The organism is Cryobacterium breve (assembly GCF_004402375.1).
GTDB lineage: Bacteria > Actinomycetota > Actinomycetes > Actinomycetales > Microbacteriaceae > Cryobacterium > Cryobacterium breve.
The window spans coordinates 185584-211464 of record NZ_SOGJ01000034.1 but is presented as its reverse complement, the minus strand read 5'-3'; the positions used below and the strand labels follow the sequence as shown (position 1 = coordinate 211464).

The 25881-nt window shown below is 68.8% G+C and carries 15 protein-coding genes and 1 pseudogene; 4 read left to right on the top strand and 12 right to left on the bottom strand.

Annotated elements, in window-relative coordinates; genetic code table 11:
- The first annotated feature begins 263 nt into the window (after positions 1-263).
- The gene (locus tag E3O65_RS15410; protein ID WP_134364594.1) at positions 264-1601 is read left to right on the top strand and encodes an aminotransferase class III-fold pyridoxal phosphate-dependent enzyme; all 1338 of its coding nucleotides are present in this window, start codon (positions 264-266) and stop codon (positions 1599-1601) included.
- A gap of 127 nt (positions 1602-1728) precedes the next feature.
- On the opposite strand, the gene E3O65_RS15405 is transcribed toward E3O65_RS15410, so the two are convergent.
- On the bottom strand, positions 1729-2205 hold the full coding sequence (locus tag E3O65_RS15405; RefSeq protein ID WP_134364641.1) for an OsmC family protein: 477 nt from the start codon (positions 2203-2205) through the stop codon (positions 1729-1731).
- A gap of 136 nt (positions 2206-2341) precedes the next feature.
- Here E3O65_RS15405 and gabT point away from each other — a divergent pair, with 136 nt between their 5' ends.
- Together gabT and E3O65_RS15395 are read left to right on the top strand one after the other, a co-directional pair.
- Complete coding sequence (gabT, locus tag E3O65_RS15400) at positions 2342-3724, top strand: 4-aminobutyrate--2-oxoglutarate transaminase (protein ID WP_134364593.1); 1383 nt, start codon at positions 2342-2344, stop codon at positions 3722-3724.
- A gap of 16 nt (positions 3725-3740) precedes the next feature.
- Positions 3741-4763: an asparaginase gene (locus E3O65_RS15395; RefSeq protein WP_241985698.1), complete on the top strand. Its 1023-nt coding sequence runs from the start codon at positions 3741-3743 to the stop codon at positions 4761-4763.
- A gap of 97 nt (positions 4764-4860) precedes the next feature.
- Here E3O65_RS15395 and E3O65_RS15390 read toward each other — a convergent pair whose 3' ends face one another.
- From E3O65_RS15390 to E3O65_RS15375, 4 genes are read right to left on the bottom strand one after another with little or no spacing between them, the layout of a single operon-like run.
- Positions 4861-5667: an ABC transporter permease gene (locus tag E3O65_RS15390; protein WP_174722332.1), complete on the bottom strand. Its 807-nt coding sequence runs from the start codon at positions 5665-5667 to the stop codon at positions 4861-4863.
- Positions 5664-6578 carry an ABC transporter permease gene (locus tag E3O65_RS15385; RefSeq protein ID WP_134364592.1) on the bottom strand — a complete coding sequence of 305 codons (915 nt, stop codon included), beginning with the start codon at positions 6576-6578 and terminating at the stop codon, positions 5664-5666. The genes E3O65_RS15390 and E3O65_RS15385 overlap by 4 nt, the downstream gene beginning before the upstream one ends.
- Position 6579: 1 nt before the next feature.
- Positions 6580-7779, bottom strand: coding sequence for an ABC transporter ATP-binding protein (locus E3O65_RS15380; protein WP_134364591.1), 1200 nt, complete (start codon positions 7777-7779; stop codon positions 6580-6582).
- Positions 7780-7781: 2 nt separating this feature from the next.
- Entirely contained in the window at positions 7782-8993 is a 1212-nt protein-coding gene (locus E3O65_RS15375) for a polyamine ABC transporter substrate-binding protein (protein WP_134364590.1), read from the bottom strand.
- A 223-nt stretch (positions 8994-9216) separates the two neighbouring features.
- Here E3O65_RS15375 and E3O65_RS17335 point away from each other — a divergent pair.
- A pseudogene (locus tag E3O65_RS17335) lies at positions 9217-9459 on the top strand (alanine dehydrogenase); the annotation flags it as partial.
- Position 9460: 1 nt separating this feature from the next.
- Here E3O65_RS17335 and E3O65_RS17330 read toward each other — a convergent pair.
- From E3O65_RS17330 to E3O65_RS15335, 7 genes are all read right to left on the bottom strand, one after another.
- Entirely contained in the window at positions 9461-12589 is a 3129-nt protein-coding gene (locus tag E3O65_RS17330) for an FtsK/SpoIIIE domain-containing protein (RefSeq protein WP_241988669.1), read from the bottom strand.
- 320 nt (positions 12590-12909) lie between these two features.
- Positions 12910-13485 carry an FHA domain-containing protein gene (locus tag E3O65_RS16810; protein ID WP_134426005.1) on the bottom strand — a complete coding sequence of 192 codons (576 nt, stop codon included), beginning with the start codon at positions 13483-13485 and terminating at the stop codon, positions 12910-12912.
- A 152-nt stretch (positions 13486-13637) separates the two neighbouring features.
- Complete coding sequence (locus E3O65_RS15355; protein ID WP_241985700.1) at positions 13638-16061, bottom strand: transglutaminase-like domain-containing protein; 2424 nt, start codon at positions 16059-16061, stop codon at positions 13638-13640.
- Positions 16058-17437: a DUF58 domain-containing protein gene (locus E3O65_RS15350; RefSeq protein WP_241985701.1), complete on the bottom strand. Its 1380-nt coding sequence runs from the start codon at positions 17435-17437 to the stop codon at positions 16058-16060. The genes E3O65_RS15355 and E3O65_RS15350 overlap by 4 nt, the downstream gene beginning before the upstream one ends.
- Positions 17434-18405, bottom strand: coding sequence for an AAA family ATPase (locus E3O65_RS15345; RefSeq protein WP_134364588.1), 972 nt, complete (start codon positions 18403-18405; stop codon positions 17434-17436). The genes E3O65_RS15350 and E3O65_RS15345 overlap by 4 nt, the downstream gene beginning before the upstream one ends.
- A gap of 22 nt (positions 18406-18427) precedes the next feature.
- Positions 18428-24358 carry a fibronectin type III domain-containing protein gene (locus E3O65_RS15340; RefSeq protein WP_166785785.1) on the bottom strand — a complete coding sequence of 1977 codons (5931 nt, stop codon included), beginning with the start codon at positions 24356-24358 and terminating at the stop codon, positions 18428-18430.
- The gene (locus tag E3O65_RS15335) at positions 24355-25806 is read right to left on the bottom strand and encodes a serine/threonine-protein kinase (protein WP_134364586.1); all 1452 of its coding nucleotides are present in this window, start codon (positions 25804-25806) and stop codon (positions 24355-24357) included. The genes E3O65_RS15340 and E3O65_RS15335 overlap by 4 nt, the downstream gene beginning before the upstream one ends.
- Between the last annotated feature and the right edge of the window lie 75 nt (positions 25807-25881).

Here is a 25881-nt window from a genome sequence, read left to right as displayed (position 1 = left end):
GCGTGGGCACTGCGGCGGCATCGGCCGGGTGGGGGGCTAACTCAGGAGATTTGTCAGCCAGGACGGCACATTCTCAACAGTTTCGCACTGCTCCGTGGCGGCCCGGCAACCCAGGCAACGGATCTCCTGAGTTAGCCACACTCGCGGGCTCGGCCGGGCCACCGCCACCGGAATCCCGCGTGCCTCCGGGCCGGCAGGCTGGGCGGTTCGGGCATCCGGTGCCCGGAAACACCGCATAAATGGACGCGACCTAAGCTGGAGTCATGTCTGACAAGTATTCGGTATCCCAGGAGCGCAAGCTCGTCACGGCCCTTCCCGGCCCCAAGTCCGTCGAATTGCAGGAACGCCGACTGCGCGCGGTTTCCCGCGGCGCCGGCACGCTGGCGAACATCTACATGGATCACGGAGCCGGGGCGATCCTTGTTGACGTCGACGGCAACCAGATCATCGACCTCGGTTGCGGCATCGGTGTGACCACCATCGGTCACGCGAACGACGAGGTGGCAGCGGCCGCCGCGGCACAGGCCGCCAAGATCACCCACACCCTGTTCACGGTCACCCCGTACGAGAACTACGTGGCCGTCGCGGAGAAGCTCGCCGAGATCACCCCGGGCGACTTCGAGAAGCGCTCCATCCTGGTGAACACCGGTGCGGAGGCGGTGGAGAACGCCGTGAAGATCGCCCGCAAGTTCACCGGCCGCCGTGCCATCGTTGCGCTCGACCACGCCTTCCACGGCCGCACCAACCTGACCATGGCCATGACGTACCGCCCCTGGCCGGAACGCGCCGGAATGGGCCCGTTCCCCGGTGAGATCTACAGCGTGCCCACCAGCTACCCCTACCGCGACGGACTGACCGGCGAAGAGGCCGCCGAGAAGACCATCGACTACATCAACACCCACATCGGCGCCACCGAGATCGCCGCCTTCTTCATCGAGCCGGTACAGGGCGACGGCGGCATCGTCATCCCCGCCCCCGGTTTCTTCAAACGCCTCAGCGAATTCTGCACCGAGAACGGCATCGTCTTCGTCTCCGACGAGATTCAGGCCGGCATCGCCCGCACCGGAACCTGGTACGGCATAGAGCACCACGACGTCGTTCCGGACCTCGTCACCACGGCCAAGGGCATCGCCGGCGGGTTCCCGCTCGCTGCCGTCACCGGCCGCGCCGACATCATGGACTCCGTTCAGCCCGGCGGAATCGGCGGCACGTTCGGCGGCAACCCGGTCTCCACGGCCGCCGCCCTCGCCGTGTTCGACCTGATCGAGCGTGACGACCTGCTCGGCGAGGCCCGCCGCGTCGAAAAGGCCCTCTGGGCGCGCATCGGCGACTGGCCGAAGCGGTTCTCGGTCGTGGGCGACGTGCGCGGCAAGGGCGCGATGTTCGGAGTGGAGCTCGTTCACCCGGGCACGACCACGCCATACCCCGAGGCCCTCACCGCGATCATCAAGCACGCGACCACGAACGGCGTGATCGTTCTGGATGCCGGCAGCTGGGACTCCGTGCTGCGCATCATGCCGTCGGTCGTCATCTCCGAGGCACTGATCGACGATGCCGCCTCCGTGATCGAGGAAACCCTCACCGCCCTCTCCGGCCTGTAGCCACCACACAACCACGACGCCGAGCCGTGAGTTCCACTCCCCTTTCCGTGAACGCAGGGGGAGGCACCTCACGGCCCGACGTTGCAGGGGGGATACTCGGAGTTTCGTGGGGGTCTATTTTCCGGCTTCAGGGGGTGACGGCGACCGTCTGCGGCTGGTGCACGACGGGGAAATTCACGGATGCGCCGATGAAACAGAGGCCGGCGGCTTCCGCGTGCAGAGACTGCGCGAGTTCGACCTGGGCAGGGTCGGCAACCGTGACGCGCGGTCGCAGGGTCACCTCGGTGAAGTGTCCGCCGCCATCCGTCGTCTGCGCCATCGACCCGATCGCGTCATCCGAGTACGCGACCACCCGCACGCCGTGCTTCACGGCGACATGCAGGTAGCTCATCAGGTGGCACTCACTGAGGGCGGCCAGCAGCAGCTCTTCTGGGTTCCACCGGTCGGCGTCCCCGTGAAAGGTCGGATCGGCCGATGCACCGATCGGCTCCTTGCCGAGGGCGGTGATCAGGTGATCCCGACCGTAGTCCCGGTAGCCGCTCGTTCCGGTGCCTCGATTGCCTGTCCAGGCGATGTTCACGGCGTAGTGGTGGTGTGCACCGATCACGGCGCCTCCTTCGATTTGCGCGGCTCTGCGGGCCCATCCGCGGCAGACAACGGGCCGTAACGCGGCCAGGGATCTGATTGTCGCAGCAATTCGCCGCGCCTCCCGTCGCATCGATCGGTAAACTGGACGGATTATGACTGACACGCTGACGCCTTCGACCTCCCCGTCCACCTCCGCCGCCCCGGTTTACACGGTGCCGCAGGAACGAAAGATCGTCACCACGATCCCGGGCCCACGCTCGAAGGAACTCCAGCAGCGGCGCCTCGCCGTCGTCTCCGGTGGCGTCGCATCCGCACTTCCCGTCTACATCGCCAAGGCCAACGGCGCCATCCTCGTCGACGTCGACGGCAACCAGTTCATCGACCTGGGTGCCGGCATCGGCGTGACCACGATCGGCCACACCGACACCAGCGTGGTCGCGGCCGCCGTCGAACAGACCCAGGACTTCATCCACACCCTTTTCACCATCACGCCCTACGAGGAATACGTGCGCGTCTGCGAGCTTCTCGCCGAGCACACCCCGGGTGATTTTCCGAAGAAGTCGGTGCTGATCAACTCTGGTGCCGAAGCCGTGGAGAATGGTGTGAAGATCGCCCGCAAGCACACCGGCCGCCGCGCCGTCGCGGTGCTCGACCACGCCTACCACGGCCGCACGGTGCTGACCATGGCCATGAACTACAAGGCCATGCCCTACGCGACCGGCTACGGCCCACTCGCCAGCGACGTCTACCACGCCCCCAGCTCCTACCCGTATCACGACGGTCTGAGCGGTGCGGATGCCGCGGCGCGCACCATCGCATACCTCGAGAAGGTCGTCGGAGCTTCCGACCTGGCCTGCCTGGTCGTCGAGCCCATCCAGGGTGAGGGCGGCTTCATGGTTCCGGCCGAGGGCTACTTCAACGCACTGCAGACCTGGTGCACCGCGAACGGTGTCGTGATGATCGCCGATGAGATCCAGAGCGGCATGGCCCGCACCGGCAAGTACTACGCCAGCGAGCACTTCGGCTGGATCCCGGACCTCGTGCTCACCGCCAAGGGCATCGCGGGCGGCATGCCGCTGGCCGCCGTCACCGGTCGAGCCGAGATCATGGACTCTTCGCAGCCCGGCGGGCTCGGCGGAACCTTCGGCGGCAACCCGGTCTCCTGCGCCGCGGCCATCGCGGTGTTCGAATCGATCGAGAGCAATGACCTGCTCGCGGAGGGTGCGCGCATCGAGAAGACCCTGCGCGTCGGCCTCGGTTCCCTCAAGGCGAAGTACGACATCATCGGCGAGATCCGCGGTCGCGGCGCCATGATCGCGATCGAGCTCGTGCAGCCCGGCACCGGAGACACGGAGAAGGCGCCGAACGCCGCCGCCGTGGCGTCCATCGCCGCTTACGCCGCCCAGAACGGCGTGCTGCTGCTCACCGCCGGAACCTATGGCAACGTGCTGCGCTTCCTGCCGAGCCTGGCCGTGAGCGACGCGCTCCTGAACGATGCACTCTCGGTGATCGACGACGCCTTCGCCGCGCTCTGAGCGCGACGCACACACCGTGACAACGACATTCGAACTGCCCATCCACGCCGGCCAGACGTTCACCGTCTCCGATGCGGTCGAACTGGCCGTCGTCGAGCGCAGCGGCTTCGTCGAATCGAGGCATGCGGGCAGCGCCGTTGTGCTCACCGGCGAGGGCGCGGTCATCCGCGCCCTGGGTGACGTGACCACCCCGATCTTTCCGCGCTCGTCGATGAAGCCCTTCCAGGCCATCGCCGTGATGGCCAGTGGGGTCACCCTGCGCGGCGAAGACGCTGCCATCGCCACGGCAAGCCACACCGGCACGCAGCGCCACGCCGACCTCGTGCGCGGGCTTCTCGCCCGCGCCGGCATCCCCGAGACGGCGCTCGCCTGTCCGGCGGCCTGGCCGGATGACTCCGCCACCCGCGACGCCCTGGTGCGGCTGGGTGCAGGCAAGGCCCCGATCTATATGAACTGTTCGGGCAAGCACGCCGCGATGCTCGTGGCCTGCCAGCAGAACGGCTGGGCACTGTCCGGATACCTCGAACCCGGGCATCCTTTGCAGAAGCGCATTCTCGACGTGGTCGAGCGCTTCACGGGCGAACGCCCGTCCGCGTCCGGCGTCGACGGGTGCGGTGCGCCGGTTCACGCGCTCTCGCTCACCGCCCTGGCACGCGGCATCGCCCGCATCGCCACGTCCAAGTCGAACTCGCCGTTCGCGATCTACCGCGAGGCCGGTTTTCTCGGCGAGGCCATACGACTGAACGGCTGGGTCATCGCCGGACCCGGCATGCCCGACACGGTCGTGATCGACCGTCTCGGCCTGTTCGTGAAGACCGGTGCGGAAGGCGTGTGCGTGGCGTCAGCCGCCAACGGCACAACGGTCGCCCTCAAGATGCTCGACGGCAGCCTGCGCGCGACCACAATCGTGGCCCTGCGTCTGCTGGCGGATGCCGGTGCGATAGCCCAGGCCGACGTCGATGCGATCGTGCCCGAGTTGCACCTCGCGGTGCAGGGCGGCGGTCTCCCGGTCGGGGACATCCGCGCCAGTTACGTGTAGCGGACAGCACCAGCGGTATCAGCAGTACCGGCAGAGCGGCCCGGCCCGCGCACCAACGCGGACCGGGTCGGAACTCTGTGCCGAGCAGCCGAGCGCGTCAGCCCTGCTTCGCCAACCGCTTCGCTCGGGCCGCGCGGGACACCTGGGTGGTGACCACGATCGCCAGGGCGAAGATGAACACCGCCGACGCGATCACGTTCGCCTCGGCCGGAATGCCCCGGGCAGCCGACACGTAGATGTACTTGGGAAACGTGGTGACGGCCCCGGAGTTGAAGTTGGTGATGATGAAGTCGTCGAAGCTCAGCGCGAAGGAGAGCAGCGCGGCCGCGAGGATGCCGGGCAGCAACAACGGAAAGGTGATCCGTGCGAACACCTGGGTCGCCGAACCGTAGAGGTCACGACCGGCCTCCTCGAGCGCGGGGTCGAGGCTCGCGACGCGCGCTTTGACGGTCACCACCACGAAGCTGATGCAGAACATGGTGTGCGCCAGGATGATCGTGAACATGTCCTTGGGCACGCCCACGGACAGGAACTGCGCGGCCAGACCGGCCCCGAGAACGACCTCGGGCGTCGCCATCGGCAGGAAGAGGAGCAGGCTCGTCTGCGATCGGAACCGGAACCGGTAGCGCACCAGGGCGATCGCGATCATGGTGCCGAGCGTGGTCGCGGCCACCGTGGCCACGACTCCGATCAGGATGCTGTTGCCGAACGCCTCGCAGACCGCTCCGTTCTGCACCTGGCACACGTTGAGCCACTTGTCGAAGGTGAACCCACGCCAGGTGATGTTGGATTTGAGGGAGTCGTTGAACGAGAACACGAAGGTGTAGACGATGGGCACCATCAGGAAGATGAGCGCCAACACCGTGTAGAGCGGCAGCAACCACTTGCCCAGGGAGAATTTCACAGCAGCTCCTCCGTGCCCGCTCGTTTGACATAGACGCTCACGATCACCAGGATCACCGACATGAGGATGATCGACAGCGCCGCCGCGGCCGGATAGTTCTGCAGCACGAGGAAGTTGGCCTCGATCACGTTACCGATCATCTGGGTGTCCGGCCCACCGAGGAAGTCGCGGCTCGCATTGATGTAGTCACCAGCCGCCGGGATGAAAGTCAGCAGCGTGCCGGCCACGATCCCGGGCATTGACAACGGGATCGTGATCTTACGGAACACGTCGAACGGATGCGCGTAGAGGTCACTGCCTGCCTCGAGGAACCGCAGGTCGAGACGTTCCAGGGTCGTGTACAGCGGCAGGGTCATGAACGGGATGAAGTTGTAGGTCAGCCCGAAGATCACGGCGAACGGAGTGCCGGTGAAATGGGCATCCGGTGCCAGCAGCGACAGGGCTTTGAGAGAAGTGATCACGAAAGACTCGTCGGACAGGAGCTGCTTCCAGGCCAGGGTGCGCAGCAGAAAGCTGATGAAGAACGGTGCGATCACCAGCACGAGCAGGAGGCTCTGCAACAGCGGCCAGTTCCTGGCCTTCACACCGATGAAGTAGGCCAATGGGTAGCTGAACACCAAGGCGAGGATCGTGGCGATCAGGGCGTAGCCGAAGGAGCGCATGATGTGTGGCCAGTAGGCCGCGATCACCTCGACGTAGTTCTCCCAGCGGAAGGCGTAGCCGTACTGGCCGACGTCACCGAATCCCGAGGGTGCCTGGAATGATGTCAGCAGCAGCGATACGAGCGGGGCCAGGAAGAACAGCACCAGGTAGAGGATGCCCGGCAACAGCAGGAGCAGGGCGATCGGGCTCTTGCGGCGGGGCGCCGCCTCGGGCGCGGTGGTGCCGGCGGAGAATGCCGCGAACGCCATCCTAGGCTCCCTCAAGCTCCGTGAGCAGGGAGGAGCGCTTCTGCGTCGCGATGCTCCGAGTGGTGTCGTCGGCCTCGAAGCGGGGCTCCGCGGACGCGTCGTCCTCGAGTCCGAACCCGTGCTCGATGTTCCAGCTCATCCACACCTCGGACCCCTCGTGGGTGACGGGGCCGAACGCCACGTTCTGCGCGAAGACGATCAGGTTGCCGATGCCAGGCACCTCGACGATGTACTGGGTGCTGACACCGCTGAAAGAGACGTCGAGCACGCGGCCGGGCCCCATCACGTTGCGGGCAACGTCATCGACGGGCTCGGTCAGGTGCAGGCTCAGTTTCTCCGGTCGCACGCCGATGGTCACCTCGCCGGTGTGCCGGTGCGCGCGGGCCGTCGGGACCACGACTTTCTGGCCGGCCACGTCCACCGAGATAGCCTCACTGGTACTGCCGACGACCGGGCCCGTGAACAGGTTCGACTGGCCGAGGAAGTTGGCGACGAATGCCGTGCGCGGCAGCTCGTAAAGCTCCTCGGGGGCACCCATCTGCTCGATCCGGCCCTTGTTCATCACCGCGACGGTATCGGCCATGGTCATGGCCTCCTCCTGATCGTGGGTGACGTGAAGGAAGGTCAGGCCGACCTCCTCCTGGATGGTCTTGAGTTCGAGTTGCATCTGACGCCGCAACTTCAGGTCAAGCGCGCCGAGCGGCTCATCGAGCAGCAGCAGCGCCGGGCGGTTCACGATCGCGCGGGCGAGGGCCACACGCTGCTGCTGCCCACCGGAGAGTTGCTGCGGCCGGCGCGAGGCGAGATGGTCCAGTTCCACCAGGCGCAGCGCCTCGTGGGCCTTGGCGACCGGGTCGCCGATCCTGCGCCGGCGCAACCCGAAGGCGACGTTCTCCAGCACGGTCATGTGCGGAAAGAGGGCATAACTCTGGAACACCGTGTTGACCGGACGCTGAAAGGACTTCTGGTTCGTCACATCCGTGCCACCGATCAGGATGCGCCCACTCGTCGGCTCCTCGAGGCCGGCCACCAGGCGCAGCGTTGTGGTCTTGCCGCAACCGGACGGACCCAGCAGGGCGAAGAACGACCCGGCGGGGATTTTCAGGTCAAGGTGCTCTATCGCGGTGAAGCCCGGGAACCTCTTCTGGATGCCTCTGAGCTCGAGGTCGGCGCCCGTGCTGGCGAATACTCCGCTGTTCATGCCTACGAGCCCAGCAGGATTCCCTGGAACGCGGCGTCGTACTTCTGCTCTTCCGCGCCGGTCAGGGTGCGGAAGACCCGCGCCTTGGCCAGGGTCGCGTCGTCCGGGAAGATCAGCTGGTTGTTGGCGAGCTCAGGGTCGATCGCCATGGCGGATTCCTTGGCCCCGGCGACGGGAGTGATGTAGTTCACGTAGGCGGCGACCTCCGCGGCGACGGCCGGGTCGTAGTAGTAGTCGATGAGCTTCTCGACATTCGCCTTATGCGGGGCGCCGATCGGAACCAGGAAGTTGTCGTTCCACAAAGTGCCGCCCTTGTCAGGGACCACGAATTCCCACTTGTCGCCGTTCTCGGCGTTGAGCTGCACGATGTCGCCCGACCAGACGATCGCGGCGAGGGTGTCCTCATTGATGAGGTCTTCCTTATAGGCGTTGCCCTTGATGTTGCGCACCTGACCGTCGGAAACCTGCTTCTCCAGAACGTCGATCGCGGCGAAGAACTCATCGTCGCCCCAATCGCCAGCGATGTCGACACCCATGTCGGACATGATCAGACCCATGGTGTCGCGCATCTCGGACAGTACGCCGACCCGACCCTTGAGGTCGGGGCTCCACAGGTCTTCGACCGACGCGAGGCCGTTCGGCAGCTTCTCCTTGTTCCAGCAGATGCCGGCGAACCCGCCCTGCCACGGCACGCTCATGGTGCGTCCGGGGTCGAAGCCCACGTCTTTCAGGGACGGCAGAAGATTCTTGAGGTTGGGGATGTTGGCGTGGTCCAGTTCCTGGGTGTAGCCGAACCGGATCCATCGGCCGACCATCCAGTCGGTCAGGCAGACGGTGTCGGCGCCGATGTCCTGGCCGAGAGCGAGCTGGTCTTTCACCTTGCCGTAGTAGGTGTTGTTGTCGTCGACAGCCTCGGTGTACTCGACCTTGATACCGGTCTCGGCCGTGAACGCATCCAGGGTGGGGTAGCCTCCGGCGTCGTCGACGTCGATGTAGAGCGCCCAGTTGTCCCAGCGCACGAGCTTGCTGCTGTCGGACTTGTCGGGAGCGGCGGTGGGCTTGGCTGCCCCACCGGTCGAGCACGCGGCGAGCGCTAGTGCCGCGGCCCCGCCACCGGCTCCCGCGAGCAGCGTGCGGCGCCCCATCGTCGTCGCCCGAGCCTGGCGCACGAGCTGAGCAATCATGGGATCGGCGGGCAACGGCCTGGGCTTCATGGTCGGGTCTCCTTGCACTTCTCAGCGGGTGAGCTCTCACAGCTTGCATAGCGAGTTGGTTGATACTCGCACAGGACCGCCTCCGGCGCACCCAAGAGTGACTGAATCGTTAATTTCAGCTCATCTCACGCACGAAATCAGTACCCATCGGCGATATTTTCATCCGAAAAGAGCCGTAGGGCGACGGTAAGATTTCGCACAGGATAACGCGGTCCATCGCCGCGTCCTCGTGGATATCGCCGTGGACCACGGCGGATGCTTCGCCGGCTCCCTTCCGACGACGCACGCTGATCCGACATTCACGATGCACCAGGCACTGTTCCACTGCGTCGCCAATATGCCCGGTGCCGTGCCGACCACGAGCACCTATGCGCTCACGACTGCGACACTGCCCTACGTCCGGCTGATCGCGAACCGAGGCTGGAAGGATGCGCTGCGAAGTGGTGGGCGACTTGGCCTGAAGCTAGTCAATGGGACGTCCGCCCCGGCCCCAGCCTTGGCGGACGCAGCGTGGACCGCTGCACGGTTCCGTCGGGCTGCAGCACCCACACCCGGCCTCGGCCCGGTGCCAGCGGCGGCGGCAGGTCCCGGCGACGACTGATCGCCCGGTAGTCGGCCAGGCTGCACCCGTCGAACACGAGGTCGGCGTTCCGCCGCAGGGCGCCCAGTAGGGACCACTGCGCCTGCCACGCGTCCACGTCGCCAACGAAGACGGTGGCCGTCTCCGCCTCGGCCAGCCTGAGCGGCGCACCATCGGGCAGTACCCCCGCCGCGGTCGCCGCCGCCGGGTACACCGCAGCGAGGTCGACGACCCGCATGCCGGGCACCGCCCCGATCGACGCGGCCGCCCGGGCCGGGGCTCCCGACACGACGAGCAGGGTGCGGCCCGGCCGGCCGAGGAACGTCGCAGGATCCAGGCCCGCCGGGCCAGGGCGCAGCAGGGCTTCAGGCTTCGGCTCGTGCCGGTCTGGTTGGAGGAGCTGGATGCGGTGACCCTGCCAGCTGCCCCCGCCCGGGGGGAGACGAGGGTCGAACAGCGCAGCCACGCCCCCGACCGCGACATGCTCGGTCAGATCGGGCAGGCGGAGCACCAGGCGGCTGTGGCACAGCGCAGACAGCGCCTGCAGCGATCCCGTGAGGCGCTGCGCGGCGACGACGATGCGCAGGCCTGCCTCCGCGCCGTCCCGCAGCAGTCCGGCCAGCAGCTCAAGGGCCGCCGGACGGTATTCCTGGTCCCAGCGGGCGTGCACAGAATCGAAGTCGTCGAGCATCAGCAGTCGGGTGGCCGGGGACCCGCCGGCCTCGAGGCGATGGCGCGCCTCGACGAGGGCGTCCCAAACGGATTCGATATCGCCGCCCGGACGGTCGACCGTGCCGACGGATGCGTACTGGGCCGCGATCGAGTCCAGGACCGAGCTCTTGCCCGACCGTCCCCCGCCGATCACGAGCAGGCTCCCGTCGGTGCCGGGTGCGTACCGGGCCACGCGGTAGCGCTGCAATTCCGGTTCGTCGAGCAGCCCGAGGAGGCACCCAGGGCCACTGTCGGTCCCCCGGCGGGACCCTGACCCTGACCCTGACCCTGAGGCCCGCGTAGCATTCACCGCGGTGGCGTCCACGGCAGCAGCGTCCACGGCAGTGGCGGTCGTCTCGTCGACCGCTGTGCCGGACGCGACCAGGGCGAGCAGACCGTCCCTGGTCACACCGGCGGGCAGCGGGTCGAGCCAGGGGCGCCGGAGGGCCGGGTCGCTGCCGTGCCGTTCGGCCACGGCGCGGATCTCGGGCACCGAGGTTGTGGCCACCTGGCAGAGCAACGGCACCGAGGACGACGCGGCGATCAGACACCGGCCGGGCTCCTCCGCGGACAGGGCCGCCGCGGCATCCGTGCCCAGAACAGCGACGCTGTCGGCGCGGTTGTTCACCCGCAGCGACAACCGCAGCGTGCAGTTGGCGAGCAGGGCGTCGCGCACGACGCCCGTGGGGCGTTGCGTGCAGAGGATGAGATGCACCCCCAAGGACCGGCCGCGCGCGGCCACGTCGACGAACAGAGCGTGCAGCTCGGGGAAGGCCGTGAGCATGGTGGCGAATTCGTCGACTACGATGACGAGCCGTGGCAGAGTCCGCTCCAGATTCTGCACCGCCAGATCGACGATGTCGCGCGCACCGGCCTGGCGCAGTACTCGCTCGCGATAGGTGAGTTCGGCTGCCAGGCTGTCCAGCGCGCGGGCCGCCTGGCGCCCGTCCAGATCGGTGATCAGCCCAACGCAGTGCGGCAGGGAGCGGAGCGGGGCGAACGCGGCGCCGCCCTTGAAGTCGACCAACAGGAACGTCACTTCGGCGGGCCCCGCCGCGGCCGCCATCGCCGCCACCCACGTCACGAGCAGCTCGCTCTTGCCGCTCCCGGTCGTTCCACCGATCACAGCGTGCGGCCCGGCAGCCACCAAGTCCAACGAGACCTCCCCCCGCTCGCCAACACCGATCACGCAGTTCAGGCTCACCCCGGCGGAGCGCCGGTACCGCGGCCCGCCGCCAGCCAGGTGCCCCGACAACTCGCCCAGAGAAACGGATGCGGGGATCGACCGCCGGGTCCGCACCAGTCCGGCCGTCCCTGCCCGGGCAGAGAGCTCGCCGGCGACCCACAGCGCCTGCGCCTCGGTGATCAGCTCGGGTCGGAATGTTGTTCCCCAGGCGTGTTCGCCGGAGCGCAGAACTTCGGCCCGGGACGGCCCCTGCACGCGCACGATGGTGTCGCAGCCCCAGGGGAGTTCGTCGAGTGACCGGGCAAGGGCCACAACCAGCGCCTCCCCTAACCCTCCTCCTCCTCCTCCTCCTCCTCCATTCCCTGCCGTCCCCGGGGTCTCCCCCACGTTCGATGCCTCGTACACCACCACCCGGAGCGCCGAATTTGGGCCCGCGTCGTGCGGCAAGCCGGCTGCCCACGCCCACCCGCTGCCGGGCACGCACAGGGTGACCTGGTCGGGTGGGAGGGCGCAGGCCAGCTGAACCAGCAGCCCGCGGGCGAGAGCCCGCCCGATCGCGAGCGGCCCCACAATGCCGATGCCGCCACCAGCATCCGCGCCGATGGGAGCATCGGAGAGCGTGGCGGCCCAGTCGCGCAGGGCACGGTGGTCGTCGGGACCGGAACCACCATCGAGCCGCAGCCCGCTGGGCACCGCTCCGGATCCCAGGCTCACCTCGATGCTGCCACCCGCCCCGACACGCGAGCCTGCGTCGGCCCCCCGCAGGGAAGCGTGCGGGGCCCTCACGATGTCGTTGGCCGACGGGGTGCGCTGCCAGCGCAGGCGGCGCAACTGCTCGTGGCGCAGGGTGACCTCCGCCCGCAGCGCGCCGAGGTCCTGCTTCTCGGAGGCTTCCGCAGCACGCCGGGAGCGACGACCCGTTCGGCGGGAGTCGACCATGCCGGCCATGGCGATGACCGGGCCGAGAACCGCGAAAATCAGCACGAATGCCGAGCCCGTGATCAGCCAGATCACCCCCGCAGCGGCCAGCGGGGCCAGGCTGGCGACCAGCGGGAACCGGGGCCTGGGTGGGTCGGCGGGGCGAACGGGAAGGGTCAGCGGGACGTCGGCTCGGATCACCGCACCAGCAGACCAGTTCGGGCGTGCTGCTGAACGTGACGGACGTGCATCCGTGCCGGGGCGGCCGCCGGCCGGGCTGGGGAGGGCCGCCGCTTGTGAGGCAGCGCCGCGCCGCGCAGCTTCCGCGCATGTGGCCAACTCAGGACATCCGTCACCATCACTCATCAACCCGTGCGGACCAGTGCGGAACCTCTGCGGATATCCGGAGTAGTCAGACGGATCTCCTGAGTTGGCCACACACCACCCGCAAGGGTGCCGCCGCCCACAGCGGAGGCACCCCTGCGGGACCTCAGAGCCGGAACGCCTCCGGGAGAGGCGCCTTAATTGAGGATGAAGAACTGGTCCGCGATCTCGACGCGGGAACCGCGCGGCACCAGGTAGCGTCGACCCGGTTCGCAGCGCACGGAAGCGGCATTCAGGCGACGGATGATGGTGCCGTTGCCCGAGAATCGATCACTGACCCAGAACTCGCCATCGTGTTGGCCGAATTCGAGGTGACTCTTCGACACGGACCGGCCGAGGTCGTTGATCTGCACCAGGATGTCGACGTGTTCGGCCGGTTGGGGCAGCGGCCGACGGCCGATCAGGCCGGTGCCGTACGCGGACACCGTCTCCCCCGTGCTGAACTGGAGCACGAAGAGTGAGGCGGTCGCCGGCGCCGAAACGACGGGCACGGATGCGGGAGGCACAACGGGAGGCCGATCAGGCGCCGCGGCAGGCACGGGGGCAGGCGCCGCGACCGGTGCGGGGGCAGGCGCCGCGTCAGGCACGGCAACCGGCACGGCGGCAGGCGCGGCAACCGGCACAGCAGCAGGCACGGCAACCGGCACGGGGGCAGGCGCCGCGACCGGTGCGATCTCGGTCTGCCAGTCCTCCCAGATCGGAACCGAGATCACGGTTCGCTGGCGTGGCAGAGGCTGGATTGCCGTGGTGTCATTGGGCCGAGGATCCGGACGTTTTCTGGTTTGTGGCGTTGCCGTGCTCGAGCTGCCGCATTCGCCGCAGAACATGGCGCCGGCGGGAAGCTGCGCCCCGCAGATCAGGCAATTCACGTGCGCACTCCTCTCTGGCCCGGGCCGCTCCCCGGTTGCAGCGTCCGTCGAACGGATGCCCTCCCAGCGTACCGACCCAGCGAGCGAAGCGACACGAGCGCCCGCAACCGCACCGAACGCTGCTTCCCTGCGCCCAGCGAGCGGCGCAGCTCGGTGAGGGCGTTCCACAGCTCGTCTGCGTGCGCGTTGCCCGGCCGTTCCGGCGAGAACACGGCCCGGTCCACGGCCGTCGCGACTATGCGGGGCGCCGCTCCGGGCACCATCGCGGCAAGTTCGGTGCGGGTGGCTCCCACCGGGACGTCGATGCCATAGTCGACGGCAGCATCCGAGAATTCGCGCCAGCCACCCCGAATCCGGTCGAGCGGCGCGGCCCGATTGCGACGCAGCCGGCGCCGTCGCGCCTTGGCCGCAATGATGAGCAGGAAGGGTGAGAGGACGATGCCGAGGCCGAGGAGAGTCCACCCGGCCACTGCCGCGGCGGCGAACAGGAAGGCCAGCAGCGGGTTCGGCGGGGCCGGCGGGTCTTCGCTGGTGCTTTCAGGCGGCGCGAGGTCGCGCAGTTCCGGCGGGTCCGGAAGGGTCGGCGGCACGACCGTTTGCGGCCGGGAGACGACGGTCGGATCGTCGGGCGCCTGGGCCGGGATCTCTCGCACGGGCGGATTCGGATCGATCGTGACCCAGCCGTCTGTGGACTGCACCTCAACCCAGGCCGACACGTCGGACCCGACGACCAAGACGCTGCCGGCGCCGGGAGCCGTCTCCGATGACGCCGATGCCTGCGATGGCTGCGGGACGAACCCGACAACGACCCGCGCCGGAAAGCCGAGCCGGTGTGCCATCAGGGCCGCAGCCACGGCGTATTGTTCGGCGTCGCCGAGCATGGGCTGGTCGGTGAACAGTTCGCTGATCCGGTCGGCGCCGTGCCCCGACCTGCTCACGGGTTCATCCGGGAGGATACCGTGGCTGATGTAGCCATCCGTGGCCAGCCCGTCGAGCATGGCCTGCAGTTGCACGCCGGGTGTGTCGCCGGCTCGCACGTAGCGGGCGAGTGCCTGTTCGAGTTCCTCGGGCAGCACTGCCGGCTCGGGCAGCACGGCGGTGCCGGGCCGCAGGGCTGCCAAACCGTCGGGGGCCCTCGGGACGACGGCCGAGGTTTGGTAGCTGTCGCCCCTGGCTAGACCGGTGAGCACCGCTGCCGTTCCACTGTTGTCGTTGTAATAGAAGGAATCGGACCGCGCACTCCGGGTAGGTCCGGTGAATATGATCCGCTCGAGTTGGCCCGTACCGGGCACCCAGACTCCCGTGTAGCCCGCAACCGTCACCGTCAGGCTGGTCCTGTCGCCGTCGACGGCGGATTGGTCCAGTCGGTCCGGCAGCCGGGTGAACGAGCCGGACGCGCTGCTCACCCGGTCGCTGCCGACCGAGTAGACGATCCCGTCGTAACTGTCCAGGGTAGCCAGGCGCAGGCGGCCGCCACTCGGCAACCCGGCCACCTCGAGCAGAACGGCATCCGACTGCCCGGCCTGCAAATACCCGCGGAATTCGCTCAGTGGGCTCGGGTAGTCCCTGGGGTCGAAGGGTTGCTGCACCCGAGCGCGCAGCACATCCCGTGGCACGTCTACCGGCAGCAGGAGCGCCGCACCGGTGCCGGCGGCGATGGCGATGGCCCCGATCACGGCGGCGCTGACCAGCCCGCGGGCGGCGGCGATGTGCCGGTCGGAGGACGAAGTCGTGGTGCGGCGCGATTGTTGCAGAGAGAGTCGCACCACCGACCGTCGGCGCATCCAGCGAAACCAGAGCAGCCAGAACAGAAGCACGACGAAAAGACCGAGGCCGGTTCCGATCGGGGTGCCCGCGACCGTCGGCCCCAGGATGATCCCTGCCACGAACAGGGCCGCCGGGGCCAGGGTTCCGAATTCGCCGACGCGGGCACGGAGGGCCACCGAGAGCCCGATCACGGTGCTGAGCAGCACGAGGATGAAGGCCGGCACGAGCAGCGCCTGATAGGAACCGACGGGCAGCACGATGGTCACGAGCTGCTTCCAGCTCAACGCCGTCGCGGCGATCAGGTCGAGGAAGCCGCTCAGGGACGGCAGCACGCCGCGCACCGCCTGCCCGGGCACCGCCAGCGGCACACCGGCGATCAGGTAGACGCCCACGGTCGCGAGCCCCACCAGCCACGCAGCCCAGTGGAAGAGCGCACCCAGAATGGCGATGATCGCGCCCATCCCGAACGTCACGCCGACGAGGACTACGAACTCACGGCTCTGGTACACCGGCCAGAGCGACGCGCTGGCCGTGAGGGTCGCCAGGAGCAACCCGATCGTGTTCCCGACGATGAAACGCCATTCCAGACGGATGCCGCGGCCCGTCATCCCGTTGCGGCGCACCCCGCTCCCGCGCCGACCCCGCCCGCTCATGCCGCCTTCGTTCGGGCGAGGCTCTGCTTCAGGTCGTCGAGGTAGCCGATCGTGAGCACGCTCAGCTCGGCCACCCTGCGGAAGCTGGGCACGGTCTCCGGATCGCAGACAACGGCGACAACGTCGACTCCGATCGGAAAGCGACCTGCGGCCGTGCGCAGCTGGGTCAGGGTGGTGGTCGACCCGCAGACGAGGAATGCGACCGAAATGCCGGCCACCGTGTCCGCGGCGGCCTTAGCCAGCTCACTGACCGGCAGGGCGGCACCGGAGCGATCAACGCCGCTGAGGTCGTCGAGCAGCCGGGTGCGGGTGAGGGTACTCAGCGGGCGGAGTGCCGGCATCCGTCGGCGCGCAGATTCCGGCGGAGCCGCACTGGCGACCACGGAGACCGTTCGGGCATCACGGATGGCCCGGACGCCCAGGCTCCCGGCGACGCTGACGGCCATCTCGAACTCGTCCTCGCCGGCATAGTCGGACTCGGCCAGGCTGAGCGCGACCATGAGATGGCTGCGCCGCGATTCCTCGAACTGCCGCACCATGTACCGGCCGGTCTTCGCCGTGCTCTTCCAGTGGATGGTGCGCCGTTCGTCACCGGGGACGTACTCGCGAAGGGCGTGAAAGGAGACGTCACTGTTGGTCAGGTCGCGCGTGGGGTTGCCCTCGAGGTCGCGGATGAAGCCGGTGCTCATGCTCGGAATCGAGACCGTTCGCGGGTGCACGAACAGCTCCACCCGTTCGGCCCACACGACTTCCCGGCGCAGCAGCCCGATGGGGTCGGCGCGCGCCGTCTGCACCGGACCGATCGGGATCACTCCGCGTTTGCGCGTGGGCACGATGAAGACGTCCTCGAAGCTGTCCCCGCGCGCCAGGCTCGGCATCGAGAACTCAGCCAGACCGGACCCGACCGGCACCTCGACGGCCACGCCCGGCAGCCGACGCCGGGTCGGGTTCCGCACGCTCACCTGGCCGGGAACCCGTTCCCCCACCACGACCCGGTCCACGGGCAGGAGCAGGTGGATGTCGAACGCATTCCGTCCGATCAGAAAAGTGGATGCCGCCACGATCAGCACGAGACCGGCCCAGCCGATCACGACGAGCTCGGTCCAGCCGAGCGCGTACCCGAAGAGGAAGGAGGCGCACACGACCGACAGGATGGCCCAGCCGAGCGGGGTGACCACGGATGCGAGTGTCCCCAGCAGCCGGGCGAGGAGCGCGGCGGACGTCCGGCCGACCCGCACTCCCCGGGCGACGAATTCGGCCAGCCGACCGTCACCGGGGTGCTCGGCGAGGCTCGGCGCCGCAGTGGCCGGCAGCACGGGTGCCGCGCCCGGCGGCGCGGGCGCGGCACCCGCCGTCCCCAGCGTGCGCTGGGTCACGCAGCCTGCCTGTCGCTGGGCGGCGGCGTCTCGATCAGTACCCGCGCGATCACACTGGATGCCGTGACTCCGTCGAACTCGGCCTCAGGGTCGAGCACGAGCCGGTGTGCCAGCACCGCGTCGGCGAGTTCCTTGATGTCGTCGGGCACGACGTAGTGGCGCCCGTTCGCCGCGGCAAGGGTCTTCGCGGTTCGGATCAGGGCCAGCGCCCCGCGCACGCTCACGCCCAGGCGCACCTCGGAGCTCCTGCGGGTGCCGTCGATCAGGCGCGCAACGTAGTCGTTGATGGTGGCGTCTACGAACACCGTGCGGGCGAGGGCGGCGAGTTCGACGACTGTCTGGGCGGAGACCACCGGCGGCAGGGTGATCTCGTGTGCGCGGTGTCCGGCACCCTCGAGAATCCTGATCGTGGAGGCATGGTCCGGGTAGCCGATCGAGGCCTTCATGATGAACCGGTCGAGCTGGGCCTCGGGCAGCCGGTAGGTTCCCGCCTGTTCGATCGGGTTCTGGGTGGCGATCACCATGAACGGCGCCGCAACAGGGTGAGTGACGCCGTCGGCGGTGATCTGGCCTTCCTCCATGACCTCGAGCAGCGCGGCCTGGGTCTTCGGACTGGCCCGGTTGATCTCGTCGGCCAGCACGATGTTCGCGAAGATCGGCCCGCGATGGAACTCGAAGGCCCCGCTGCGCTGGTCGTAGATGCTCACCCCGGTGATGTCCCCTGGCAGCAGGTCGGGGGTGAACTGCACCCGGTTGCTGGTTCCCCGCACGCTCTGCGCGATGGCGCGGGCGAGGGACGTCTTGCCGGTGCCTGGCACGTCTTCGAGCAGCAGGTGCCCGCCGCTGAGAAGCGCGGTGAATGACATTCGGATGACGTGGTGCTTGCCGAGCAGAACCTGCTCGACCCCGGTCACCAGTCGGTCGAAAACGTCGGCGAACTGGGCCGCCTGCTCCGCGGTCATCGTCATGGGGTGATCACTTTCGGGGGTTTCATGGTGCGTAGGTATAGCTCTGATTATTCACGGTCACCGTGAGTCTCACCGATCCGGCGGGCGGTGGCGCGCCGTCCGTGCCGAAACTGCAGGTGTTCGGGGAGTCGGCGGCGCGGGGGGGCACCGACGCGTCACCGGGCACCGAGCAGCGGTAATCGGCGGGGAGGCCGTTGTTGTTCGGCCCGTTGGTCCAGCTGATCACTCCGGTCGCCGCGTTGTAGCCGAGCCCGGTCACGGTGAAGCTGACGGATGCCTCCGGCGCCGTGAACGTCCCGGACCACGGCCCACAGGAGCCCCAGTCGGTGCAGGCAGAGACTTGGTAGCGCACGACGTCGCCGAACGGGAGGCCGAGCAGTTCGCGCGGCCAACCGGTCCCACCGAAGGTTCGGTCAGAAGCAGGGACGGGGTTGCCGGCGGAGTTGACCGCCCGCATCCGGTAGTCACGGATGCCCGTGGACGGGCTGATCCCGTCGATACGCAGATCCCAGGCGTCTGCCCGCGCCGCCATCGTACTCTGCACGTCGGTGACGGGCCCCGGGGCCGGACGCACGAGCACGCTCGCCACGGTTGTCGGCGCGCAGCCCGCCGCGTTGTACCCCCAAACGACGAAGTAGTACCGGCCATTGTCGGTGAGCAGGTTGTCGAACACGACGCTGGCGGCATCGCCGCCGAGAGTCTTCTGCTTGGCGACGATGCCGCCCTCGCTCGGCGCCTGCACCTCCCCCGACGCGGTCACGGTACACGCCTGCGCTCCCGTCGGAACCCGGTCGGCACTGAGCTGCTGAACGACATAGCCGCCGATCAGGGCACCCCGGCCGTCGAACGGGTCCCAGGACACGGTCACGGCGCCGGCGGTGTTCGCCGCGGTGGCCGTGATCCCGCCGGCGCGTGCCGGGCCGTAGGGGGTGCCATTGCCGGACGCGCTCTTCCATCCGGCCAGCGCGGGGTAGGCGTCGTTGCGGGCGCTGACCGTTATGGGGGTGTTCACGCCGTTGGCGAGGCCCATCACCTCGAGGGTGCAGGATGCCGCGCCGCACTCCGGTCCGTTCGCGCTGACCTCTGGCACCGCGACACCGTTGGCGGTCACCACATAACCGCGCATCGAGGTTCCGCCGCCGGCCGGTGCGACGGTGTTCCAGCGCAGTCGCAGCCCGCCGTCGAGCGGCTCGGCGACCAGGCCCGTGGGTGCGGAAGGAACCGAGTCGGACCAGACCCGATCGCCGAGCACGGTCTCCGTGGAGAGGCCGAGTCCGTTCCGGGCCGCGACAGACACCCGCAGCGCGTTGTCCTGGCCGTTGCCGGGTGTCGCCACCTCGCAGGCTGTGGCCTGGCAGAGCGAGGTGCCGAGCACGGCGCCCGACGCGGCATCCTGCAGGGTGATCTCATAGCCGGCGATGGCCGAGTTGTTGAAGGCACCCGCGTTGAACGAGACCGAGAGGCTGCGGTCCGCAAATCCTGTGATGCGCAGGTTGGACACCGGGTCCGGTTTGTCCTGCACCGACACACGCACCGTGCCCCAGGCGTAGCGGCTCGGGTCGTTGGTCGCATCGGCCACCTGGTATTGCAGGTTCAGGTCGGTCGGAGCGGCATCCGCCGCCACCCTGACCGTCAACTTGCTGTTGTCGCCGCTGGGCGTGACGCTCACCCCGGCCGGAACGCTGCCACCCTCGAGTCCCCGCACCGCAAGTACGCGCAGCGGCACCGTCGGGAAGGGATTGGTGGCGCCGTCGTTGGCGAGCACCTCGACGACGGTCGTTTGCCCGCGCGGGGCGATGGCGGCATCCGCCTGCGGGATGGCGACGGGGCGAGTGGATGCGACCACGCCCAGGTCGATCCGGCCGGCCCGACCATCGTTGAGGCCGTCCCGAACACCGATGGTGATGGTGCTCCGCACCCCCTTCGGTGTGGATTCCGCAGCGCGCAGTGTGAGCGTCTGGCCGTCCAGCGTGTGGCTGAACCCGACAGGCTTCGGGTCGAGCACGGTGTACGTCAGCTCAGCCTGGTCCTTCGGATACGGGTAGCTGGTGAGCTTGGTCAGGTCGATGACCTTCTCCTGGCCGGGCTCGAAGTCGAGCACGGCGCCGCCGAAGGCCGGCGGCTGGTTCTCGCGCGGTGTGACGAGGATGGGCAGTACGATCGTCGCCGTGCGACCGGATGGATCCGACGCCGTAGACCCGTCGGTCACCTCGAAGGAGATGGAGGCGGGACCGAAGTACTTGTCGGCGCTCGTGAACGCGAGGCTGGTGTCGCTGCCGACCAGATCGGCGCCGTCGGAATGGGTCGCCTGCACAAGACTGCGGTCGGTGAGGCGCACCTTCTTGCCGCCGACCGCCACGACGTAGTCGTTGATGTCGATGGTGAGCAGCGACTCGCTGCGCACGGTAAGCGCTGGCACCCCCCGGCGCACCTGGGGCAGGGCGTCATCCGAACCGGGGACCCAGATGAACGCGTAGGACACGATGCTCGCGTCCTCCGGGTGGGCGACGGCGAACGGGATGATCTGGCTGGCCGCCCCCACCGTGACGCGGATGCGCCGGGCCGGCGTGACCTCGGCGACTTCCGTGAAACGTTCGGGCACCGTCAGTGCCAGCTCGCTGACCGGGCCTTCGGCGAAGAAGACGTTGGCCAGCACGTCCACGTCCACCGTTCGCGCCTCGAGCACGTCGGAGAGGGCAACGTGGGTGTCACGTGCATCCGGCCGCGAGCGCGGCGCATCCTCGCGCACAACGACCGTGAGGAAGGTGGAGCTCGTGCCGCCGCGCTCGTTCTGGATCGCGTAGATGAAGCCGAAGCGACCTTCCGTCGGTGGCGCGGTCACCGCGATGGAGTCCCCCTCGACCACGGCTCCGGCCGCGTCGGCACCGCCGCTGCCCTCGACGCCCGTGATCGTCAGGGTTCCGCCGTCGGGGTCGGAGTCGTTGCCGAGCACGCGCACGGCCACCGTGCTGCCTGGTCGAACCACGACCTCGTCCGGCGCGGCGATCGGGTTGCGGGCACCGTCGAGGGGCGGGCTGATGCCGACCCGCACCGTGCCGACGGCCCTGGCGCCGAGCGCGTCGACCACGGAATAGGTGAACGTGTCCGTTCCGGCCGAGTATTCCCCGGCCGTGTAGGCGAGTGAGTCGGCGCCCGTGACCGAGACCGTGCCTTTCTCGGGGCTGGACTCCTGGCCCACCAATTGCACGGAGTCGCCGTCGGGGTCGATGCCGGACAGCGGAATCGGGATGCTCACCGTGTCGCCGGCGAGCACGCGCGCCGTCAGGGTCTTCGGCGCGGGGGCGGTGTTGGAGGTCGGGTCGGCCTCGCGCACCGAGATGCTGACCTCGGCGTTGGCGAACTGGCCGTCCGGGGCGTTCACCCGGTAGACGGCGGTGACGTTTCCGGCCGTGTCCGGCGCCAGGAACCGCAGCACGCTGCCTGAGACGAAGAGCAGGCCGCCGCCGGATGGCAGCTCGGTCGCGAGCGCCGGGGCGAGGGTGAGGGGGTCACCGTCGGGGTGCTCGTCGTTCGCGAGCACGGGAATGTCGATGGCGTCGCCCACCCGCACGGAAATGGAGTCCGGCACGGCGATGGGAGCCTGCTTCTGCGCGGGCGGCGGGATCTCGATCACGGTCACAGTGCCCGCGGCCTCGGCCAGGCCGTTGCTGACCTGGTAGCCGAAGACGGCCGTGCCGCCCTCGAGCGGTTTGGTCAGGGTCACCCGCAGGATGCGCTGGTCGAGGATCTCGATCCGCATCCCGCTGTCGGCGGGGACATCCGTCGTGCCGGTCACCAGCAGCACTCCGCCGGCCGGGTCGGAGTCCGTGGCCAGCACGTCCACCAGGGTGGCCTGCTGGCCCCGGATGAACGCGGTGTGCGGCACCGTGATCGGCGGGGTGTTCGCGTCGGGCGCTGCACTCACATTGACCCGGATGCGACCCGTGGCGGTGAGTTCGCCATCCGTCACCGCGTACTCGATCTCGTGCACGCCCACCACGTCGCTCTGCAGCCGGAAGGTGCCGGCGTCGAAGTCGGCGACGATGCTCACCTCGGGTTTGGCCGGAACGCTGCTCAGGCGCAGCGGCGCCGACCCGCCGCGCACATGCTCGAGCGGCGACACGGTCACTTCGCTGCCCGCGGTCGCCAGCACGACGAAGGCCTCGGCGACGATGGGCACCGACCCGCGTGAACGCACCGTCACCTCGAGCGCACCCGAGCCGGTCAACCTGCCGTCGGAGACGGTCAGGCCGATGGTTTTGGCACCCCCACCGGAATCACCGTTTGTGTAAACGACGGACCCGGCCGGGGTGAAGCTGACCCGGTCTGGTGCCGGCGTGGCCGCGGCAGCCAGGTAGAACGGGTCGCCGTCCGGGTCGACCCAGTCGCCGAGCACTGCGGTGGTGACCCGCCCGCCGGCGTACACGGTGGTGTTCGTCGTACGGGCCTGCACGGGTGCGGAGTTCTCTTCCGGGCCGCGCACCGTGACGGTGACGGTTGCCGAGGCGCTGCCGCCGCGCCCGTCGTTGATGGTGTAGTCGAAGGCCAGACTGCCGGATGCCTCCGGCGTGAGGGTCAGCTGCACCTGTTGGGTGTCCGCCACGAGCTCAAGCCGGCCGGCCGCGGCCGGCACGTCGGTGACCGATTCGATCACCAACACGTCGCCGTTGGGGTCGAAATCGTTGAGCAGAACGGGCAGCGTGACCGTGCGCCCCGGTCTGCCGCCGAAGTCGTCGTCGACGGCGACCGGAGGCACCTGCGCCTTCTCGTACTCGGGCGTGCTGTCGTCCGTGGTCTGCTCGACCTGCTGCTGGTCTTCCTCCGTGTCGATCAGATCGGACCAGTTGTCGATGAGTTCGTTGTCCTGCTGCACCGCCCAGGAGGCACCGTTGCGGGCGTCGTTCAGCACCACTCCGGAGCCGTTGTGCCGGAAGGCGAGCCGGGCATCACCCACCACCCCGGTCAGCGTTTCCGTGTCTGCGTCGACGGATGCTGCGCCGCCGCTCGCGGTGCCGGTATCCGTTCCGCAGTCACGCCACACGGTGCCGTCCGACCAGGCCGCGTACGCGCAGGATTCGTCGAGCGCCGGGGCGGCGGCGTCGCCGTTCCGGCCGGTCACGAGCGTGCGCAGCTTGCCGCCCGCGGCGGACACCGAGACGAGTCCCTCCCGGTGGGCGACGAGGATGCGGTCGCCGGACAGGCTCGGCTCGGCCAGGATCGGCTCGTCGGCGACCCGGATGCTCCCGGACAAGTCGTCCTGTCCCTCGGCCTGGAACAGCCGCCGGGTCGAAGCGTTGAGCAGCGCCCAACGGCCGTCGACGCTGGTCAGCTGATAGCGGTCGTCCGGTTCGCCCGCCGGCACCACGACCGTGCTGGTGATGCTGTCGGCGGTGAGGAGATCAACCCGGGCGAGCTCACCGGTGGTGGGCGTGAAGGCGAAGAGCACCCCGGCCTCATCCATGCTGACCACGGAGCCAGCGCCGAAGGCCAACGTCGGCTCGGCGGTGCTGTCGAAGCCGGACAGCTGGCTCGCGGCCACATTCCAGATATCGCCGTCCGCGGTGATCACGGCACGGTCGCCCGCCAGGATGACCGATGCGGACTCCGGCGGCAGCGCCACACTGTGGGCCACCTCCGCAGTTGCGGGGTCGATGATGTCGAGGGCACTGTTGCCGCGGTCCAGCACCAGCACGGTGGCACCCTGCTGCACCACGTCGAGGCTGGCGCTGCCGGCGGTGACGACCGTGTTGAGTTCGAACACGGCCGTGTTCGCCCGGCCGACCACCTGCCGGGCCTCGTTCGTCACCCACACTGCCGCGTCGCCGAGGTCGAGGCGCTGCGCGGTGTAGCCACCCGAGACCACGGCCAGGGTGCCCACAACGGCCACCACCAGGGTTCCGCTGAGAGTGGTGGCGAACAGCGACCGGTGGGTGGCGAGCCAGCGACGGATCATCGATCGGCGCCGGTCTCGGTTTCGATGCCGACCAGCGCGCTGTCTACGCATTTCTCGCCGCTGGGCTCCCCGATCCTGCCGTCCCGGTTCACGGCGACGGTCGCGCAGACCCGCGTCTCTCCCTGCGGGTCGACCGTGAATTCTGTACCGCGCTGGATGCTGCTCGCCCCGGTGCGCAGGGTCACCACGTAGTTGTCGCCGTCGCGCACGCCGGGGTCGGACCAGCTGAACCTGACCGTGCCGGAGCGGAGCTCGCCGTCCAGATCGCTGACCCCGGGAATCTCGGTGCCGGTCTGGCGCACCAGAACGGTCGCCGCAGCGCCTGCCAGCCCCAGGATGACGGCCGCGCCGGCCACCAGAGCCCAGATTGTGAGCAGGCGCCGCGGGGACCTCGGCCTGGTCGTCATGGTGTCCCCCGGCGTGCCGGTGACCAGCGGCCCCGACGTCGCCGACCGGGTGCCGCGGCTGGTGGCCGGCGCTTTCCGCCGGCGACGCGGGCCGCCGTACGCGTCGACGGAGTTGACGCCCGTGATGCGAGTGCGGTCGTCCTCGTCCTCGATTGACTCTCTCGCCCAGTCGTCCCGTGCCACCTCGAGCGGCGTCTGGGCGAGCCCGAGTTCGGCCTCGACCGACTGCAGTTCGCGGATCAGTTCCAGCACGTTGCGGTGACGCAGTTCCGGCCGGCGGGACATGGCCCTGGTCAAGATTCCCTCCAGCCGAGCTGGCACGTCGGCGCGGTCCAGCGGCGGGATGCGGGCCTTGTTGATGCGGGCCATCATTGAGGCGGAACCGTTCTCGGTTCCGGGCAGTTCGAACGGCGAGTGCCCGGCCAGGAGCGAGTAGAGCGTTGCGCCGAGCGACCACACCTCGGCGGCGACCGATCCCGAGACTTCGGCCAGGAGCACCTCAGGCGCAGACCAGGGAATCGAGAGACCCACGGCGTCGGATCGTTCGGCCTCGCCCAGCGTGGCGGCGATCCCGAAGTCCGAGAGGACCGGATGCCCGTACGCGGTCACCAGGATGTTGGCCGGCTTCAAGTCCCGGTGCAGAACGCCGGTCTGATGGGCGGTCTCGACGGCACTGGCGATCTTCACTCCGATCCGCAGGGTCTCCGGCACCGAGAGCGGTGCCACGCGGTAACGCTGGCTCAGGGTCGAGGAGCAGTACTCCATCACGAGGTAGGGACGCCCGTCGGCGGAGACGCTCGCTTGGAAGACCGTCAGTATCGACGGGTGCGAGCTCAGCTGTGCCATCAGGTTCGCCTCAGCCTGGAACAACTGACGAACGTGATCGTTGACGATCTCGGACAGCAGGACCTTGACCGCGACCTGACGCCTCGGCATGTTCTGCTCGTAGAGGAACACGTCGGCGAAACCACCGGATCCGAGCAGCCGAAGGTAGGAGAATCCCGGCAGGTTCGGCGGCGTGGAGGGTAAGCGCCGTGCCATGTCGCCTCCCGGTGCCATCGATGCGTGTCGTACAAGTGAGCAGGCGCACGTCGACCGGGTGACTCGACGGGCGTC